Genomic DNA, 18,921 nt, shown 5'->3' with positions numbered 1-18,921 from the left:
TTATATATTGAAACTTACTTTTTTGAACGAAGAGATATACCTTAGTTGAGATATAGGAGACGCCCTAATAGGAGATACCTACACGAGACTGTACATACTCATCAGAGAATAATTGCTGATAAGCAAACTCCGCAGTATCGATTACAGATATAGAAGTTCCACCGTCAGGCAAGTAATCGCGCTCAACCCGGTACTTACCGAGAGATTCTCCATCAAATAAGTAGGTAGGACACACGATTGTCCATTCTAAATTTGAAGCCTTGAGAATGTTGTACATCTCCAGATGCTCCTCAGCTGCTCGCGTGGACTTACGTTTGGACTCAGGGGATTGAAAACGAAGCAAGCCAGGATCCGTTCGACTTTCCAATATTCCTGCTGTACCAATGGTAATGATTCTTTTGATACGCTCCTGAGCCATAGCCTCAACAATATGTCCCATGGATTGAGATAATGTAGTCGTTCCATCGGTACTTAAGGAACTAACAACGAGATCCATACCCTGTATGGCGTGATGAATATCCTCTTTGACTAAAGCGTTTCCTTGATGCAGAACGAAATTGTCATTGTTGATTTGTACCTTTTCCGGGCTTCTAACCAGTGCAGTTACATGATGATTGGAACGTAGGGCATGAGAGACGAAATGACTTCCAACCCGTCCGGTGGCTCCTAACACTAAAATTTTCATTACAAAAAACATCCTTTCGAATCCGATTGGAGAGCATGTTCTCCATCATAATACAATCTTTGCAAGTCGTTGTATTCCTTCCTCAATCTGCTCCTCATCCACTTTCGCAAAACCTAATATCCATCCTTTTCGATGACTCTCCAGACAATATTTACTCAGCGGATACACACGCACGCCTTGATCAAGGGCCGCATTTGTCATTGCTTCTTCGTCAAATGACGTTTCAGATTCTAGAAGCATATGTAATCCCGTTTCCACACCACTTAATGTAAATCGTGAGCCTAGACCAGAAGCAACAATGGCTTTGGTCATGACTTCGTGTCTGCGTCGATATATGTTCCGAACTCTTCTCATATGGCGCATAAAATGACCACGCTCAATAAAATGAGATAGCGTTAATTGTTCCATAATCGGCAGATGACGATAGGTTAATTCATGAACTTGCGTAAGGCGATCGATGGCTATTTTGGGGCCGATGATAGCGGATAGTCGAATGCCAGGTGCAACCATTTTGGAAAAACTCATCATATAAAGCGTATTCTGAGGTTGCTGACTGAATATCGTCGGAAGTGGATCTCCACGGTACCTAAATTCGCTATCGTAATCATCCTCAACAATCCAATATCGATGATGAGCTGCCAAGTGCATCAATTGTTGCCTGCGTGGCTCCGACATAATAACACCAACGGCGCATTGATGAGAAGGTGTGACAAATACGAGTTTTGTCTGTGGGTGAATATGATCTACACATAATCCATACTCATCGACTGGAACGGGATCGACTTGCATCCGGCGGTATTTCATCGCCATCCAAGCAACAGGGAAGCCGGGATCCTCTACCGAAACTCTGTCTCCCTCACTTAAGAGAGCCTGGGCAATTAAATCGATACTGTGTTGTGCACCTGAGGTTAACAAGATTTGATCAACATCGATATGAATGCCTCGTTCAAGTGACAAATAACGTTGAATCTGCTCTCTTAACGCCAGTAACCCTCTGGCATCGCCATAAGCCCAAATATCCAAATTAGGTTCAGTGGAAGCTTGTAAAAAAGATTGCCTCCAGGCTTTTGTGAAACTTTCATCCAGATAAGGCTCGTGGGGATTAAAATCAATTTCTATTTTGCGATTGTCTCTATTGCCAAACCAACTATGCAGATGACCAATCGATTCGTTTAGTGTAGGCAGTTCGGGCGGAATAGGCCCTTGCATCGTGACGTCTTCTGATGAACGAGGTGCATATGTCCAATCACTAACTCTTGTCCCGGCTCGTCGGGAGGTGACCGTATACCCTCGGCTGAATAATTCCTCGTACACAATCTGTATGGTTGACCGTGAAACACCAATTAATTGAGCAAGTTCGCGTGAGGGGAGTAGCAATTCGCCGGGTTGCCATAACCCCGTTGTAATATTATGAATCGCTTGATCCAGAAGTTGCTGCCAGATAGGGCGATGGTCATTCCGATTAACTTTTAGCATTGATTCAACTCCAGTGCTCATGCTGACATTATGGGTTGCAGTCACTTATGTAGTTACGGATGTTTTTGGCACTCCATTGATTGATATATCATTATAGCAAAAGTTCAATTTTCAAACAAAACAAAGCTAGACTAAAGTGATGTTTCCCGTGTGTCCAACCTATTCTGGTTGGTTCTGCCTGGTTCATACTCGATTCATATTCAAGCCACAGATAGTTCATCTTCTTCGGTTACACTACTGGAGTACGAACACAGAGATTCCTAATTCATAGACTAGACAGGAGAAGATGAGATTGACACGAAAGAAACGAACTTCTATCGCCGCCATAACCTTGGTGTTTGCGATGATGTCCCCAATGTCGACCATGGCCACACCCGCTACCAGTAACGGTAGTAGCCCTACGTATGATCTAACTAAAAAGGCAGTAAGCGCGAAGGCCAAGGTACTTACTGAATCCTACGCTACGACAAGTGTACAGTACGCACTGATGGATGAGGGCGAGATTGTGATCTCCGGTCAGGCAGGCAAAAATGACCTGAAAAACAACATCCCGCTTTCATCTGATACCATGTATGGCATTGGTTCAACCAGCAAAATGATGCTCACAACCGCCGTAATGAAGCTCGTTGACCAGGGCAAGATCGATCTTGATGAGCCTGTTGTGAAGTATATTCCGGACTTTAAAATGAAAGACAAGCGTTACCAGCAGATTACACCACGCATGTTACTGAATCATTCATCCGGACTTCTCGGAACGTCAAGTAACAGTGCAATACTGTTTGGAGATAATGATACCTATGCACATGATACGTTACTGGAGCAATTGGCGACGCAACATCTGAAGGCCGATCCTGGCGCATACTCCGTGTATAGTAATGATGGTTTTACATTAGCTGAGATTCTGGTGGAGCGGGTCAGTGGTATGAGTTTTACGACTTTTATGCACCGGTACATAACCGATCCCCTGGGTATGGAACATACCAAAACGCCGCAGGATGTAGTGGATCTTACCGAAATGGCAGCAACATATTCCCCGTCGCATGAGGGACAGCTTCCATTAGAGACGACAAACATGATTGCTTCCGGAGGCCTGTATTCGACCGCTGAAGACCTCGTTCAATTCTCGAAAATCTTTACGGGTGAGGTTGAAGGTGTTCTTTCGGAGGAATCCGTAGAGGCCATGGAGCAAGAAGAATACAAGAGAGGCATGTGGCCGGAAGAAGGCGATTCGTCTATTGGTTACGGCCTAGGCTGGGACAGCGTGAACCTGTTTCCTTTTAATGATTACGGCATCCAGGCAGTAAGCAAAGGCGGCAACACAATAACCTATCATTCCTCATTGATTGTACTTCCGGAGTATAATATGGCTGCTGCCGTAACCTCTTCGGGTGGTCATAGCTCAACGGATCAATTGCTGGCAACTGAACTGTTGCTCGGCGCGCTTGAGGAGAAAAATATCATTCCGGAACGTAAGCCGGAGAAGTCACATGATGCACCTGTGAAAGTAACCATGCCAACAGAACTTTCGCAGCACACTGGCATGTACGCTGGTGGAGCCAACATGTTAATGAAGCTGGACGTAAAAGATGACGGGCAATTAACGCTATCTAATCTGTCGTCCCCTAACAGTCCTGATCAGACATATACGTACACCGCTGATGGCTCATTTGTTAATGATGCGGGTACGGAAAAACTGAAGTTCGTTCAGGAAGTCAACGGGAACACATATTTGTGGTCTCGCTCGTATCAGTCTGTTCCTGGGCTTGGGCAAGTTGCTTCCTCTGAATATAAGGCAGAAAAGCTTGAAACCAATGAATTGTCGGAAGAAGTAAAGGCCGCATGGCAGAAACGGGAAGGCAAAGCCTACGTGTTGGTCAATGAAAAATACACATCAACACTGTACAACGCAGCGATCCCGATGATACCCATTCATACGTTTAATGAGCTACCCGGTTATGTCTACACGAATAAAATCATTGGAGCTAACCAAGCCGTGAACCAATTGCAAATTCCTGGATTGGCAGGTCGTGACACGATGGAGTTTAATTTCTATGAGGAAAATGGCGTGGAATACGTTACAGCTGGAGGCAACGTGTATGCTGCTCAAGACATCATCAAACCGATCTATGCGGGAAAACAATCGAAGACAACGATTCAGGCGAATGGTTATGCCACATGGTATTCGATTCCAGCATCAGCTGCAGGTAAAGAAATGACGGTCAAGATGTCTGCAAACAGCGCATTTGCTGTATATAACCAAGCAGGCGTAGGCATTAATCATACAGTGGTCAGTGGACAAAACGAAATTGTGTTGCCTGAGAACGGAACTATTGTATTCGCGGGTGAAGCTGGTTCGAAGTTCGAGATTGTATTGACAACCAGAGCAAATTAATAGATTATAAAAAACTGTACAACAAAAAGTCGCGGAAATCGCGGCTTTTTTTGAGTTTTAAATTTTAAATACTACGTTTTAAAGTAAATGTACCTTTTTTCAGATTCACAATGTAATATTGGGTTTCGCGAAGCTTACCTAAAGGGTAAGTATTAAAAGGACTTTTACTGGTTGGAAAAAAATGATGGAGGAAAATGTTGCAAGTGGAAAGGCAAAGCATTGATTGTTAATATACAGTAAATAATAACAATCAAATGGGCAGAAGATCGACAAAAAGCATAACCGTAATACCGATTCCAAAGAAAATAATGATTATTCGGACAATACCGAGACGGGGAGGACACATGAAAACAACGAAGATCTCATTTTTTATACTTTCACTGATGCTGCTCCTGGTGAGCGGTCTATCAGGATGGGTGGGGAACGCCGCCGCAGCATCCGATTCCGGTAAAACCTATATTATCGGAACCGATATCACATTCGCACCATTTGAATATGAAGATGAGAATGGTGATTTTGTAGGTATCGATATGGATTTGCTGGATGCCATCGCCAAAGACCAAAATTTCAAGTATCAAATCAAAGCTCTGGGATTTAACGCGGCTGTGCAGGCACTTGAGGCCAATCAGGTCGATGGTGTGATCGCAGGCATGAGTATTACGGATGAGAGAAAAGCAAAATTTGACTTCTCAGAGCCATATTATGATTCAGGCGTTGTTATGGGAATTAGTGCCAATAATGACACCATAAAAAGTTACGAAGATCTTCGTGGTAAAAAGGTCGCTGTAAAAACGGGAACAGAGGGGTACAGTTTTGCTGAGTCCATCGCCTCAGAATATGGCTTTACCATTGTTCCATTCGATGAATCATATCAAATGTATGATGATGTGAAGACCGGTAATTCGGTGGCCTGTTTTGAAGATGAACCCGTTCTAAGATATGGGGTAAAACAAAATAATGGATTAAAAATCGTTACCGACAAAGAGGACGGGGCTTCCTATGGATTTGCAGTAAGTAAGGGTAAAAATCAGGAACTGCTGGAGATGTTCAATGCTGGTCTTGTAAATATCAAAGCTAACGGTGAATACAAGCGCATTATTGAAGAATATGTTGGAGAGAATGCCCAGGTCGCAAATCAAGGTCGTTGGGAGCTCATTCAGAAATCTCTTCCTGCCCTGTTTAAAGGGTTGGGAAATACGCTTTTGTACACGATAGTGTCTCTGTTCTTCGCGTTTATCATCGGTCTGATTTTCGGATTTATGAAGGTAGGACAGAACAAATTCCTTCGTGGTGTTGCCACCGTATTTGTGGATATCTTCCGCGGCATTCCGCTGATTGTCCTGGCATTCTTTATTTATTTCGGGATACCACAGGCTTTGGGCTTCACGATGCCATTGTTCTTGGCAGCCATTCTGACACTTAGTCTGAATGCAGGAGCGTACGTCACCGAGATTATTCGTGGCGGTATTCAATCGATTGATCGTGGACAGATGGAGGCTGCCCGTTCATTGGGACTTCCTTATCGCAAAGCGATGATTAAGATCGTCATTCCGCAAGCAGTACGTGTTATGATTCCTTCCTTCATTAACCAGATGGTTATTACGTTGAAGGATACGTCAATCTTATCCGTCATTGGTCTCGTAGAGTTGACACAATCGGGTAAAATTGTTATTGCAAGAACGTTCTCCTCTTTCGACATTTGGTTAACGGTTGCGATTATGTACCTGATTGTTATCATCACATTGACCAAAATCGCTGATTATCTGGAGGTGAAGGTTCGTCGTGGCTAAAATTAAAGTTGAAGGTTTGAAGAAAAGTTTCGGCTCGAATCAGGTTCTCAAGGGAATTGATGTGGCGGTCAACGAAGGTGAAGTCGTCTGTGTCATCGGGCCTTCCGGTTCAGGGAAAAGTACTTTCTTGCGCTGCATCAACCAATTAGATGATATTACGGCAGGCCGAGTTATCGTGGATGATCAGGATCTGAATGACCCTAAAACGAACTTGAACAAGGCACGTGAAAATATTGGAATGGTGTTTCAACATTTTAACTTGTTCCCTCATTTTAATGTACTTAAGAACATCATGTTTGCGCCCAGAGAACTCGGGATATTAAATGCACAGCAGGCGCGTGATACAGCACTCAAATTACTTGAGCGGGTGGGTCTGTCTGATAAAGCAGAGAGCTTCCCAACGCAACTGTCGGGTGGACAAAAGCAACGTGTAGCGATCGCTCGTGCACTTGCCATGAATCCGGACGTCATGTTATTTGATGAACCGACTTCAGCGCTGGACCCTGAGATGGTAGGGGAAGTACTTGGCGTAATGAAAGACCTCGCGAGCGAAGGTATGACGATGATGATCGTTACCCATGAGATGGGTTTTGCGCGTGAAGTAGCTGATCGCGTGATCTTCATGGACGGTGGTTACATTGTCGAGCAGGGAACTCCCGCAGAGATATTTGGAAATCCGAAGAATGAGCGGACGATCAGCTTTTTGGAAAAGGTACTCTAGCACTGAATCAATAATCTATACAGTTATTACATTGAAAGTCGCTATTTAAGCGGCTTTTTTTGTTGTATTTATTTAACGGCATCACTTCTTACTTTGAAATGCGAACCGAAATCTTAATCGTATATTGCTCATAACCTCTCACCGAAAGATCATCTAACAGAACATCCTCATAAAAAAATCCAAGAAGTTTTAAACCCTCACGTTCACAGTGTTTTAGCATTCGATCATAGGTTTTCTCCACACTGGAATACCCATCTGTATGATAGGCAATCAAATAAGTACCGTTCTCTTTTATGAAATTGGCATCTGTCGAATCTTTACTAATTCGGGTATACAGATAATCGTAATTGAACGCTTCATTGGCTAAAACTGCTTTGGTATCTCGCATCCAGCCCACAGTATGAGATGCATCCAGATTATGGATATCTAAGTACTTATCATGCTTAAGCATCGATTCATAGAAGCTTTCATCATTGGTGTATGGATCGGCCTCGGTAATAACCAAGGCTTCCTGTGACATATCTTTTAAACCGATGTAGGCAGGATTAATTTTCAGCGCAGAAGCAGTGATTTGTTTTTTCTCTGAGATTACCTTTTTCATTTTATTCAGTTTTTCAATCTTTACATCCAGCAGTTGTTCTTCTTTTTCAAGTAAAGTGATGAGTTCCTCTGGGGATCTTCGATCCAGATACACTCTTATTTCCTTTAGAGGCATATCTAATTCTTTGAGGATCGTAATTACTTTGAAGACATCCATCTGATTCATTGAGTAGTACCTGTATCCATTATCAGCTTTAATCTCCGGAGAAAGAATGCCCAATCGGTCATAGTGAAAAAGAGTATCTTTGCTGACCCCCATCAATTTAGCAAATTGTCCGGAAGACAGATGAGTTAGAGAATGATTCATAAGACCCTCCTTGACTATGGTGTTACACCATACTTTATTGTAACGAAGTACCTTAAGTTTAACAAACGAGAGGAACGATCAAAGTTAATCCAAAAGTGATGTCGATTGAAAATAAAGAATCAGGAGGATTTATCAATGAGAGTATTAGTTACAGGCGCAACAGGTAGTGTTGGAGGACATATTGTTGAGCAGTTATTGGAAAAGGGAATAGCGGTGAAGACATTATCCAGAAAAGAAGGGAACTTACCTGAGGGTGCACTCGCAGCCCTTGGCGATCTAGACAAACCTGAAACTGTCGAACCTCATCTTCAGGGTGTGGATAGCTTATTTTTGATTACGCAAAGTGACCAATCGGATACCAAGTTTGAACTGAACAAAACCATCATTCAAATGGCAAAGAAAGCAAATATTAAAAAAATCGTGGCATTGATTGATTTTTACAATAATCCAATCGAAGAAGTCATTCAACAGAGCGGGATGGAATGGACCATCCTGAAACCTGTTGAATTTATGAAAAATGCCCTTTATGGATGGAACGAGACGATTAAACAAGAAGGTGTCGTACGTCATGCTTTTCCCAATAGTTTAAGTGCACGAATTCATGAAGCAGACATTGCCAGCGTTGCTGTTAAGGCTCTAACTGAAACAGAACATAACAGCAAAATATACAACTTGACCGGGCCTGAAGCATTGTCTATTCGGACTATGGTCCAGCAAATATCTGAAGTTATTGAAAGACCGATCGAGCTAATGGAACTAAGTGAAGAGCAAGTGATACAAGAATGGAAGGAAAAAGGGTATGACGACGAGTTCATTCAGTATTTTATTATAGAAATGGTCAAAAATCCGCCAGCAGAGGTATATACGGTACTACCCACTATCGAAGAAGTAACCGGAAAACCAGCTAGAACGTTTGCCCAATGGGTTAGCGAAAATAAATCATATTTCAACTGATTGAAGTGTACTGCACTCAATGATTGTTAATTCCGATTCAAATTCTACTAACTTGGAGGTTTTAAATCTATGAATAACATAAATAAACCTGTATTACTTATCGGTGGTTCTGGCGTTGTAGGTAAATGGGTTACTAGACATCTGCGCAGTCTGCTACCTGATCTTCCCATTGTCATCGGTGGTCGTAATCTGAATAAAGCAGAAGAGATCGCTAACGAAATCGGAAATGCCAGCGCAGTTACAATTGATCTAACAAGAGAAGATCTGGGGCTAACACATGAGCAATTCAGTTCTATCGGTGTATTCTTTAGAGATAAAACATTTAATATACAGAAATTCGCTCAAAATAAACATATCCCGTTTGTGGCTATCACAGGAAGCATTCCGGTCATGGGAGAGGATATGGCGACATATGTATATGGTCCGCAAGCTTCACCGGTTGTTTTTGCCAGCCATTGGATGGCAGGAATTTCGATCATCTTGGCTATAGAAGATGCCAAAAAATTCAAAACCATTGATAACATCAGCATGGTGGCTAATTATGATATGGCGGATGAAGGCGGCGTAACGATGGAGGAAATGGAGGATCTCTTCCCGAGTAGCCTTGCCCCAATGGTTGTCAAAGACGGAATTTGGAAATGGGAGCTTGCTCAGGAAGCTGCTGAAGGTGTGGAGCAAGAACTACCTGCTACGTCTGTTGTTGATATTCTAAGTCTAGGGCTTGCTACGGAAGCAAAGGCCGCACGCTTCGTGCTAACCTACGATGATTCTCCGGGAACAAAAGCAGGAAACAGCGCTTCACATACCGTGACAACGGAACTACGCGGAGAAAAAGCAGATGGAACCTCAACAACGATCCGTCGCGAGATCGAGGCTCCTCAAGGACAAGCCTATTTGGTGGGTCTTGGGGCAGCGATCGTGATGGAGCAATTATTAGTACAGAAATTGAAACCCGGGGTGTACTTCCCCGAGAAATTCATTACCGCAGAGATTATTGAGACACGCTTGAAAGAATACGGTGTTGAGTTTAAGTAAGGGGTTCATGTTAGCTGCAAAGGGACTGCTTCTCACCAGTTGTTGTTCTAATTGTTCAATCTCTCTAAGTGGCGTAAGATATATTGTAAGATGAGAAATGATTACAACTGTTCAAAAGGAATAGTTTCGGAGAAAAAGAGGGGTCTGTACTCCATGGAAAACGTGACACACGAAGAACAACAGGAATCCATAAAAGCCTTTCAATCAACCATCCGCAAATCGGAAAATGCCTTAGTGAATATGACTCAGAAAAGGAATAACACGACATTGTTACAGAAACGTCTCCAAGCTTTATACATCGGTCTAGCACTGTTGGAAAAGGTATGGAATCAGAAATCTCATCCCTACATGGAGGAAGATATCGCAGAAGCTCGTCTTGTCTTGATGGGATTGTTTCCATCCCTTGAGAACATGTATGACAAGTCCAAAGAAGGTAGCCCGCAAAAGACTCTTCTGGAAAAAAGGATTAAAGCATTTCATCTGGCTGTTCAAGCCATGGATACATACTGAAATGCTTATGCAATCCATCTTAACGATGAAAATGAAATGAACAAGAGGTCTGTCTAACAAGCGACAGACCTCTCTTTTTCTTTTGCAAGCTTAGGAAAACCGATAGAGACGCGCACCGTGTGCTGGCACAGTCGCAGCCAAGGAGTTCTCTCTGAATTCGGCCGCTTCTTGGCTCCACAATTCGACACCTTCGGTAATGTCCGAGAGGCCGATTTCATCTATAGACAGATCCACAGGGAGAGCATTCTCACCTATGTTGAATACAGCGACGTAAGAGGAGCCCTCCGCATGTTGGGCAGTCCATACAATAAGATCCTCTCTGCGTAAAGCTTCTCTGGCGCCGTAACTCTCGCGATGCATTCGCAGAACTTCACGATTGGTTAACAGGGACAGTGTCCAGTCATCATTATCTCGCAACTCACCACCGAAGATGAGAGGGGAACGGAAGATGCTCCACAGCGACATCATCGTCAGCTGCTCGTCTGGTGTGAACCGCGTCCAGCGATCCGCTCCACCACCATCTACAGAACGGATACCGATATGACCCAAAGGCAACATATCACAGTCTGGCCAGCAGCCTGCTTTGGGAACACCTTGCCACGTCCGGCAGCGGTCGAACATATCCAATAACAGTGGCCAGAGGTCCCAGAAATCGTCCGTGACACGCCACATGTTGGCATGTTCGGCTAAGAATTCGGAGTATTCCACCGGAGCAGGGCCAGGAGAGAGACTTAGTACCATGGGCCGACCGGAGCGCTCAATCGCTTTGGATATCATTTCGATCTCAGGCTGATGGGTGTCGTAGAGCCTGGAAGCAGCAATATCGTCCACTTTCACCAAGTCAACACCCCATTGTGCATACAGTTCAAAAAGCGAATCGTAATAGGCCTGTGCGCCTTCTTTTGAGCTATCAACACCGTACATATCCGTATTCCAGGGACAGATGGAGTTCGGATGAGCAATATCGCGCGCAGTGGCGGTTGTACCCAGAATCGGAGTAGCCGCATGTGCAGCCTGACGTGGAATACCGCGCATGATGTGAATGCCGAATTGCAGTCCAAGACTATGAACGTAATCGGCTAATGGCTTAAATCCCTGTCCACTTGCAGCGGAGGGAAACCGATTCTCAGCAGGCATAAGCCGTGAATATTCATCCATGATTAGTGGAACGAACGGACGATATTGCGAAGAATTGGCCAAAGGCTCATACCATTGAATATCAACCGTAATGTAACTCCAGCCGAAGTCTTTAAGATGTTCTGCCATGTACTCGGCGTTGCCACGAATTTCGTCTTCCGTAACGGCTGCGCCGTAACAATCCCAGCTGTTCCAGCCAAGCGGTGGAGTTGATGCTGCAAGCGTATGGTTCATGGGAATGCTCCTTTATGAATTAATTATTGCTCTCGCTCAATTCATCATAATAAAGGATTTTATTAATATCTACAGTAATGTTGAGTGTGGAATAGCAAAATATTGCGGTTAGTCGAAGAACAATTTACGGTATACAAGACTTTCTCCACCACTGCGAAATTCACCTGGCGTAACCCCGGTTATGCTGCGAAAGGCTTTGATAAAGTAGCTTCCACTGGAATAGCCGACTTGTTCGGCGATGACTTCAATGCTAAGGGGAGTTCCACGCAGCAGTTCCATCGCCTTCTCAGTGCGTACACGGGTCAGATAAGCACCTGGCGTCAAGCCTGTACTGGAGGAAAAGCGACGTATAAAATGATATTTGGAAAGGGAAACATGCTCCGCAAGGTGATCGATACTGATCATCTTGGAGTAGTTGTTTTCTATGTATTCAACGGCTATTTGAATGTTTTCAGACCAATTCTCCCTGTTGCGCAATGTCGTTTTCTGTAATCGAGTCAATTCTGTCATGAACTGATATACGCTGGATGATGCGATCAGAGGATCAGTGATTCTGCCTGCCGCCGCATCAGTCACGATCATCCGCAACAGTCGGATGGGTGTACAATCAGCGGGAAGATAGGGAACTTCTCCCGCTTCACGAAGAAATTTTCGCCAATGGGGCAGAATAAGAGTAGGCCTGAACAGCAGGAACAGAAACTCCCAAGGCTCTTTTGATGCTGAATGGTAGTAATAGCGATGTGGCCCTGGAATTTCTGCCAAAAAAGCTTGTCCTGCGGTAACATGATGAATGCGATTATTCGACTCAAATACACCTTCACCCGAGATTGTATATTGGAATAACAGGAGAGGCCCGTCCGAACGTTCGAGTCCATCCCAATGATAAGAAGGATCGGTTATTGAATCACATCCAGCCGCATACAGTACACACAGTTGGAGCTCCTTGTCTTCCGCGAATCGAAACCCATAGGTTCCTCTAGGGATATTCATGTCAGCTCTCCTTGTTGCCCTGAATTTTTACTGCGCTCCGCGAATGAAAATATCTACTAGCTTCTGGCCTAGAGAAAAGTTGGAACCATATTTATGCAGGTTATCTTCCCGATTACCCATTAACATCAATGTCGAGAAGGTCTCTGCCAGGAAAAATGGATCGTCCGTTCGCAGCCTGTTTTCATCCATTGCCCGTTGGAAATGAGAGGCTAACACTTCGTGAATCTGATGCTCCGCGTTGCGTATATCCTGAATTTGAACTGGTTCAAGAAAAGGCTCAGCTTCTCTCAGCATGGTTTCAATCTCCGCATGTGGATTTCCCAGTCTGGCCTCTGCCAGACGAACAAGCCCCGACTCCAGATTCTCGGCTTGATCAAGCATATGCGAGGTTAACCGGCTCACATTGTGTAGCATCGTTTTAAAGGCAACTTTAAAAAGCTCTGGTTTGCTGGTGAAATGATAATAAATGGTTGGTTTTGACACGCTACATGCTTTGCCAATTTGCTGAAGCGTGACCGTTTCGTAGCCATACTCCATGAATAGTTTTGAAGCGGTTTGAATAATAGTTTGCTGAATCGAGATATCGTCGTTGCCGTGTTTCGGTCTTCCAGGCAAACGTTTGGGTGATTTTTCTGTCATTGGACTTCCCTCCATGAATATTTTATGACAAATAACGATAGTTAGCAAAAGCACTTGTAATTATACTTACCGGTAAGTATAATTTATGAAGAGTAAAAAATGACATAACAATATCCTCATGACAAGGTGGTTTTAGGGTTGAAGACAGCACAACGTACAAGCAAATGGAAAAAGATAATCATGTGGACGATCCTGTCTATCGTTATCATCGTGGCCGGCGTTTTCGTATATCTCAATTCGGTTACGTATAGTCCTTCTGAACGAGCTGAAACGGCGATGACAAGTGATGCTCAGGTTAATGTCACCAAGATTAAGGACGGTTACCGGTTTGAACCCGTGGGTACAGAGATAACTGAACCCAATATTATTTTTTATCCGGGCGGTCTGGTTGAACCTGAAAGTTATTCTCCACTTGCCAGAGAAATGGCAGAACAGGGTCACCGTGTATATATCGCGAACATGCCGATAAACCTGGCGATTTTCGGTCAAAACAAAGCTGATTCCTTTATTGAGGAACATCCTAACGAAGCGTTTGTTATTGGAGGTCATTCATTGGGAGGGTCATTCGCATCACGGTATGCTGCGGAGTACAATGAGAAGTTGGAAGGCGTCTTTTTCTTGGCTTCTTATGCAGATGAAGGAGGTAGCTTGAAGAATACGGACTTGTCTATCTTACAAATTACAGGCTCGGATGACGGAGTGCTTAACAGAGAAGACTGGGAGAACTCCAAATCAAATCTTCCGGAAGACACGACATATGTGAGTATTGAGGGAGGAAATCACGGTCAATTTGGCTCATACGGCATGCAAAAAGGAGATAATCAGCCTGCCATTACGGAAGATAAGCAGTTGGAAGAGGTTGTTGTGGCACTGGAGAACTGGATGGATACATTCAATTAAACTATTAAATGAATGTGTTGAATGGATAATTACGTGGTACGATGAAAGTCGCTATTTTAGCGGCTTTTTTTGTTGAAGGATGAGAGTGTGATCTCAATGGAGCAGTTAACTGCTGTTATCGATTGAATTTAACTCAATGATAGGTTTTCATAATTGCTTTAATTACCACAAGTCGTTAACATTAGAAGCATTGTCATCGAAGTAGCAGCAAAATGAAGCAGCAAGAGCAAGAACATCAAAAGGAGAAAAGATTATGTTTTTCAGAAAATTTGCTTACACATTATTGATCATCACCGCCGCATTATTGTTCTCGGGTTGTACTTCACAGTCACTGCTTGATCTCGGCTCGCCTCAAGTTTCGGAGGATATGGGATTTGATGAGGTTGCCGACTATATTTCGGAGCACAATGAACTCCCACCGAATTACATTACCAAGAAAGAGGCAAGGGATCTGGGATGGGAACCAAGTGAAGGGAACTTACGTGAAGTAGCTCCAGGCAAAAGCATCGGTGGCGATGTGTTCAGGAACCGGGAAGGATTACTCCCCAATAAAAAAGGCCGGACCTGGTACGAAGCCGATATAAATTACGCAGGAGGACGGCGCGGAAGCGACCGAATCCTATACTCGAATGATGGTCTAATCTACCAGACGACAGATCATTATAAGTCATTTGAACAGTTAAAATAAACGGAGGGATTGCTATGAGTATCATTCAAATTAACGGAAACGATTTTCACAGCAAGGAAGAGCTCCATCAAAGTCTTCAAAACCAGCTTGAGTTAGATGAGAGCTATGGAGGCAATTTGGACGCACTATGGGATGTCTTGACTGGCGCTGTAAGCATGCCGCTTACTTTTCAATGGATCGGATTCGAGAAGAGCAAAGAGATTCTTGGAGATTACGCTGACCAAGTCATGGAATTGTTGCGGGAAGTTGAAGCAGAAATCCAAGGATTTACGTTAGAACTATATTACTGAAAAGTATTAGCGTTATGAGGCGATGGGCAACCATCGCTTTTTTGGTTTATGCAGTTTGACTAAGACTCATGTCTAGATCATGCTATTTTCATGGCTTAATAATCAAGGTTGGGATTAATAGACTTCCTTATACTTTAAGCATGGAATAGGGTAGGCAGGATTTTAATCATTTGTTAACGCTTTGTTATGTAAGCGTATACTATTCCGAAGTGAACCATCCTTATTTTCTGGATTAGTTAACACGAATAACAACATCTAGGGGGCAGAGAAATAATGAGAGCCGTATCAAAAGTGCTAGGAGCTTGTCTCGTAACAAGTGTTGTGCTAGTTTCCGCTGGTTGCGGAAATGCTGCAGAGAATTCCGAATCGAATACCAGTGATCCCAACAGTCCGATTACATTTAGCTTTTTCGGCGCAGATGCAAGTCCCAACTGGAACAAAATGCAAGATGCTGTAGGGAAAAAAATTACGGAAGAAACCGGTGTAAGCATTGATGCAGAATTCGATATCTCGAGCGGAGGCGGCAACGACCGTATTTCCCTGATGGCTGCCAGCGGTGATTATCCGGATCTGATCTTCCCCAAAGGCAACTTAACCAGACTCGTTGATGCGGGTGCAATGGTTGATTTGACAGATCTGATCGAAGAACATGCACCCAATCTGAAAAAAATCTACGGGGAGCACTTCAATCGGTTGAAATACAGCAATGATGATCCTTCAATTTATTGGATTCCGACAAACGGCGCAATCGATCAGGTCAGCTTCGATGCCACGAATGGCGCAGCCATTCAGCATCGTGTAGTCAAGGAACTCGGGTATCCTGAGATCAAAACCTTAAACGATTTCGAAAATGTGCTACGTGACTTTTACGAGAAGCATCCGACAACAGAAGACGGTCAGCCAACGATTCCATTAACACTTAGTGCGGATGGTTGGAGACGCATGATTACGGTGACTGACCCCGCTGCCATGTCTACGGGTGGCCCCGGAGATGGCGAGTATTTCATCGATCCTGACACATATGAAGCTGTTCTACATTACAAACGGCCAGAGGAAAAGGAATATTTCCGTTGGTTGAACAAGATGTACAATGAAGGCTTGCTGGACAAGGACAGTTTTGTTCAAAAAGATGACCAGTATAAGTCCAAAATCGCCAGCGGACGCGTGCTTTCTTTGCTTGATCCGAACTGGGGATTCAGTGATGCGGAAAATGCGCTGAAAAGTGCCGGGAAAGACGACATGACCTACGGATTCTATCCGGTAACACTGGATGACAGTTTTCAGCGCAAAGACTTCCAGAATATCGGCTTTGACGGTTATGGCATTGGCATAACGGTCGATTGTGAAGATCCTGTCCGGGCCATCAAATTCCTGGATTGGATGTCTTCTGAAGAAGGGCAAGTATTGAGAAACTGGGGCGTTGAAGGCGAGCAATATAACGTGGAAGACGGTGTTCGCAACATCCCGGCAGATGTGCAGGAACGTAAAAACAAAGACAATAACACATTTACCAAAGAAACCGGCGTAGGTTTGTACTACATTTTTGGTGCCCATTACGGTGATGGTGTTAAAGATTCAACGGATAACTACTATACAACCAATTATCCAGAACAGATTCAGCAAAGTTATTCTGATGAGGAAAAAGAAGCATTGAAGGGCTATGGGATTACCACGTGGAAGGACTTGTTCCCTTCCGAAGAGGAGTTCCCGGTGAAAGAGTGGGGCGCAGCTTACAATATGCCGATTCCATCCGATAGCGGAGATTATAATGTGGTGTACCAGAAAACGCAGGATATTATTCAGAAACGGATCGCCGAAGCGATTACATCCTCTCCGAGTGCCTTTGAAGGCATATACGACAATATGATTGCTGAACTTGATAATGCAGGTGCAGTAGGCATGGAACAGCAGTATACAGAGTGGATTAAAGATCGCGTTCGATTGTGGACGGGAAAAGAGATCAATTAACTAGCAGCGCATATTAAGAACAAGAAAACATCGAGCCGTCCTACATGGCTCGATGTTTTTTGCTTTTATTTGAAATTACCGAAGCACAAGAGCTGAATGACTTGTATTATTATGATTTGCAACCTGGAAACAGTATACAAATTAAAGTGTTTACATCGAAAATTATAGGTATTCCATTTTGTGTGTCATCGTACTCCAGTGGAAATGATATAGTGATTAAAATCCTATATTTTACCATGAACGTTGTGATTCTTCAAATGTTGTTCGAGGATTATCAAAATCTAGCCGAAAGGACCTGATAATGGGTTATAATTTGTTCAATCATATGTGAACGTTCTCAAAATTTGTCCGAATCATATGATTAAAGCATGTAGCAGACAACAATCCTGCTGTTGTTCTGCTGTTTAGCGTGTTCGAGAACGACTGGAATCTACTATTCCATGTAAACGAGTTTCATGTAACTGATCACGGAGGAATGGCAGGTGAGGTAATGTACAAGGTTATTGTCGCGGATGATGAACCGTTTATGCTAGAAGGATGGAGAACCATGATCGACTGGCAAGCTTGTGGGTATGAACTCTGTGGAACAGCAACGGATGGAGAAGAAGCACTTTCTTTATTCAATGCTGTTGGACCGGATCTTGTGGTCACTGATATTCAAATGCCTGTTATGGATGGTCTGGGTTTGATCCATACCTTGCGAGAGGATCTCGCCTACACTTCGAAAATTGTTATTGTTACAGGATACTCCGATTTCAATTATGCCAAGCAAGCCATACGGTATCAGGTCGATCAATATGTGCTTAAACCTCTTGTCCCCGAGGAAATTCATCAAATTCTTATGGAAATGATTGACCCTCTGGACAAACGTAGAGAAGAGCTTAAACAGCAGGATGAAGTCATGTTTACAGATGATGCTCATGTAGATCATCTTGATGAACGACGCATAAGCGAAGAATATGATTTAGAGCAAATGATGAATATTTCTAAAGACATATTGACATTAATTGAAGCGGGAGACACAGATCCGATCGATAATGCCATGAGTAAATTGCAACTGATGACTGAGAACGCAGAGGTTTCATTGGAATGGATACACCATGTCATCCGATATATCCATGGCGAGCTGCTACGAAAATATGGCAAAAGGGAGGATTGCAGAGAAATATTATGCGAGAAGGAATGGCATGAGACTGCAAGTTGGTCTTCCGGCACATTGCAAAAGCTGTGTGTTCGGATATCTGAGCAACTATCCCATTCTGATCTGAAAAAGTTGGGTACAGGGGGCCTTGTTGCGGAAGCAGTCTATGAACTGAAGCAACATTACCGAAGTAAAATTAAATTGCAAGATGTGGCTAATCGCATTCATGTTAATTCTGCCTATCTGGGCCAGCAGTTCAAGCGGGAGATGGGAGTCAGTTTCAGCGACTATGTGCACCAGCTTCGAGTTGAGGAGGCACGTAAACTTCTGCGACGTACCAACATGAAAATCACTGACATTGCATTCAAGCTAGGGTATCATGATGCCGAGTATTTTACTCAAAAATTCAGAGCGCATACGGGGGAGCTTCCATCCGTCTATAAAAACAAAAACCAAGGGTGATC

General features: G+C 43.6%; 17 protein-coding genes. 11 read left to right on the top strand and 6 right to left on the bottom strand.

Annotation, left to right across the window (positions count from 1 at the left end; genetic code table 11):
• Positions 1-64: 64 nt before the first annotated feature.
• Both HF638_RS06370 and pdxR read right to left on the bottom strand, forming a co-directional pair.
• Positions 65-685, bottom strand: a complete 621-nt coding sequence (locus HF638_RS06370) for an NAD(P)-dependent oxidoreductase (protein ID WP_169479443.1) — start codon at positions 683-685, stop codon at positions 65-67.
• Positions 686-730: 45 nt separating this feature from the next.
• Entirely contained in the window at positions 731-2,161 is a 1,431-nt protein-coding gene (pdxR, locus tag HF638_RS06365) for a MocR-like pyridoxine biosynthesis transcription factor PdxR (RefSeq protein ID WP_169479442.1), read from the bottom strand.
• Positions 2,162-2,447: 286 nt separating this feature from the next.
• Between pdxR and HF638_RS06360 the strand changes: the two genes are divergently transcribed.
• The 3 genes from HF638_RS06360 to HF638_RS06350 all read left to right on the top strand — a co-directional run bounded on the left by HF638_RS06360 (position 2,448) and on the right by HF638_RS06350 (position 7,064).
• Positions 2,448-4,553 (top strand): serine hydrolase domain-containing protein, encoded by a 2,106-nt coding sequence (locus HF638_RS06360; RefSeq protein ID WP_169479441.1) that lies wholly within the window; start codon positions 2,448-2,450, stop codon positions 4,551-4,553.
• 344 nt (positions 4,554-4,897) lie between these two features.
• Positions 4,898-6,343, top strand: coding sequence for an amino acid ABC transporter substrate-binding protein/permease (locus HF638_RS06355; protein ID WP_169479440.1), 1,446 nt, complete (start codon positions 4,898-4,900; stop codon positions 6,341-6,343).
• The gene (locus HF638_RS06350) at positions 6,336-7,064 is read left to right on the top strand and encodes an ATP-binding cassette domain-containing protein (protein WP_169479439.1); all 729 of its coding nucleotides are present in this window, start codon (positions 6,336-6,338) and stop codon (positions 7,062-7,064) included. Before HF638_RS06355 ends, HF638_RS06350 begins: the two co-directional genes overlap by 8 nt.
• A gap of 88 nt (positions 7,065-7,152) precedes the next feature.
• Here the strand turns inward: HF638_RS06350 and HF638_RS06345 are convergent, their stop codons facing one another.
• Positions 7,153-7,971: a MerR family transcriptional regulator gene (locus HF638_RS06345; protein ID WP_169479438.1), complete on the bottom strand. Its 819-nt coding sequence runs from the start codon at positions 7,969-7,971 to the stop codon at positions 7,153-7,155.
• 135 nt (positions 7,972-8,106) lie between these two features.
• Between HF638_RS06345 and HF638_RS06340 the strand changes: the two genes are divergently transcribed.
• The 3 genes from HF638_RS06340 to HF638_RS06330 all read left to right on the top strand — a co-directional run bounded on the left by HF638_RS06340 (position 8,107) and on the right by HF638_RS06330 (position 10,470).
• Positions 8,107-8,925 (top strand): NAD(P)H-binding protein, encoded by an 819-nt coding sequence (locus tag HF638_RS06340; RefSeq protein WP_169479437.1) that lies wholly within the window; start codon positions 8,107-8,109, stop codon positions 8,923-8,925.
• A gap of 69 nt (positions 8,926-8,994) precedes the next feature.
• Positions 8,995-9,960, top strand: coding sequence for a hypothetical protein (locus HF638_RS06335; protein WP_169479436.1), 966 nt, complete (start codon positions 8,995-8,997; stop codon positions 9,958-9,960).
• Between the two features lie 153 nt (positions 9,961-10,113).
• Positions 10,114-10,470 (top strand): hypothetical protein, encoded by a 357-nt coding sequence (locus HF638_RS06330; RefSeq protein ID WP_169479435.1) that lies wholly within the window; start codon positions 10,114-10,116, stop codon positions 10,468-10,470.
• A gap of 90 nt (positions 10,471-10,560) precedes the next feature.
• Here the strand turns inward: HF638_RS06330 and HF638_RS06325 are convergent, their stop codons facing one another.
• From HF638_RS06325 to HF638_RS06315, 3 genes are all read right to left on the bottom strand, one after another.
• Positions 10,561-11,841 carry a glycoside hydrolase family 27 protein gene (locus HF638_RS06325; protein ID WP_169479434.1) on the bottom strand — a complete coding sequence of 427 codons (1,281 nt, stop codon included), beginning with the start codon at positions 11,839-11,841 and terminating at the stop codon, positions 10,561-10,563.
• Positions 11,842-11,949: 108 nt separating this feature from the next.
• On the bottom strand, positions 11,950-12,831 hold the full coding sequence (locus tag HF638_RS06320; RefSeq protein ID WP_169479433.1) for an AraC family transcriptional regulator: 882 nt from the start codon (positions 12,829-12,831) through the stop codon (positions 11,950-11,952).
• A 27-nt stretch (positions 12,832-12,858) separates the two neighbouring features.
• Complete coding sequence (locus tag HF638_RS06315) at positions 12,859-13,470, bottom strand: TetR/AcrR family transcriptional regulator (protein WP_169479432.1); 612 nt, start codon at positions 13,468-13,470, stop codon at positions 12,859-12,861.
• A gap of 138 nt (positions 13,471-13,608) precedes the next feature.
• On the opposite strand from HF638_RS06315, the gene HF638_RS06310 reads away from it, so the two are divergent.
• The 5 genes from HF638_RS06310 (at position 13,609) to HF638_RS06290 (ending at position 18,919) form a co-directional block, all read left to right on the top strand.
• On the top strand, positions 13,609-14,370 hold the full coding sequence (locus HF638_RS06310) for an alpha/beta hydrolase (protein WP_248278049.1): 762 nt from the start codon (positions 13,609-13,611) through the stop codon (positions 14,368-14,370).
• Positions 14,371-14,623: 253 nt separating this feature from the next.
• Complete coding sequence (locus HF638_RS06305) at positions 14,624-15,058, top strand: ribonuclease domain-containing protein (protein WP_169479431.1); 435 nt, start codon at positions 14,624-14,626, stop codon at positions 15,056-15,058.
• A 14-nt stretch (positions 15,059-15,072) separates the two neighbouring features.
• Positions 15,073-15,348, top strand: a complete 276-nt coding sequence (locus HF638_RS06300; protein ID WP_062834405.1) for a barstar family protein — start codon at positions 15,073-15,075, stop codon at positions 15,346-15,348.
• Positions 15,349-15,621: 273 nt separating this feature from the next.
• Positions 15,622-17,316 carry an ABC transporter substrate-binding protein gene (locus tag HF638_RS06295; RefSeq protein WP_169479430.1) on the top strand — a complete coding sequence of 565 codons (1,695 nt, stop codon included), beginning with the start codon at positions 15,622-15,624 and terminating at the stop codon, positions 17,314-17,316.
• Between the two features lie 490 nt (positions 17,317-17,806).
• Complete coding sequence (locus tag HF638_RS06290; protein WP_169479429.1) at positions 17,807-18,919, top strand: response regulator transcription factor; 1,113 nt, start codon at positions 17,807-17,809, stop codon at positions 18,917-18,919.
• The last annotated feature ends 2 nt before the right edge of the window (positions 18,920-18,921 follow it).

The sequence above is a fragment of the Paenibacillus sp. SZ31 genome, assembly GCF_012912005.1.
Lineage (GTDB): Bacteria > Bacillota > Bacilli > Paenibacillales > Paenibacillaceae > Paenibacillus.
The sequence above is the reverse complement of the archived record's forward strand: the minus strand, read 5'-3'. Positions and strand labels throughout refer to the sequence as shown.

Coding starts and splice junctions, on each gene's coding strand:
- HF638_RS06370 (WP_169479443.1), bottom strand. CDS start 685: ATGAAAATTTTAGTGTTAGGAGCCACCGGACGGGTTGGAAGTCATTTC.
- pdxR (WP_169479442.1), bottom strand. CDS start 2,161: ATGCTAAAAGTTAATCGGAATGACCATCGCCCTATCTGGCAGCAACTT.
- HF638_RS06360 (WP_169479441.1), top strand. CDS start 2,448: ATGAGATTGACACGAAAGAAACGAACTTCTATCGCCGCCATAACCTTG.
- HF638_RS06355 (WP_169479440.1), top strand. CDS start 4,898: ATGAAAACAACGAAGATCTCATTTTTTATACTTTCACTGATGCTGCTC.
- HF638_RS06345 (WP_169479438.1), bottom strand. CDS start 7,971: ATGAATCATTCTCTAACTCATCTGTCTTCCGGACAATTTGCTAAATTG.
- HF638_RS06340 (WP_169479437.1), top strand. CDS start 8,107: ATGAGAGTATTAGTTACAGGCGCAACAGGTAGTGTTGGAGGACATATT.
- HF638_RS06335 (WP_169479436.1), top strand. CDS start 8,995: ATGAATAACATAAATAAACCTGTATTACTTATCGGTGGTTCTGGCGTT.
- HF638_RS06330 (WP_169479435.1), top strand. CDS start 10,114: ATGGAAAACGTGACACACGAAGAACAACAGGAATCCATAAAAGCCTTT.
- HF638_RS06325 (WP_169479434.1), bottom strand. CDS start 11,841: ATGAACCATACGCTTGCAGCATCAACTCCACCGCTTGGCTGGAACAGC.
- HF638_RS06320 (WP_169479433.1), bottom strand. CDS start 12,831: ATGAATATCCCTAGAGGAACCTATGGGTTTCGATTCGCGGAAGACAAG.
- HF638_RS06315 (WP_169479432.1), bottom strand. CDS start 13,470: ATGACAGAAAAATCACCCAAACGTTTGCCTGGAAGACCGAAACACGGC.
- HF638_RS06305 (WP_169479431.1), top strand. CDS start 14,624: ATGTTTTTCAGAAAATTTGCTTACACATTATTGATCATCACCGCCGCA.
- HF638_RS06300 (WP_062834405.1), top strand. CDS start 15,073: ATGAGTATCATTCAAATTAACGGAAACGATTTTCACAGCAAGGAAGAG.
- HF638_RS06295 (WP_169479430.1), top strand. CDS start 15,622: ATGAGAGCCGTATCAAAAGTGCTAGGAGCTTGTCTCGTAACAAGTGTT.
- HF638_RS06290 (WP_169479429.1), top strand. CDS start 17,807: ATGTACAAGGTTATTGTCGCGGATGATGAACCGTTTATGCTAGAAGGA.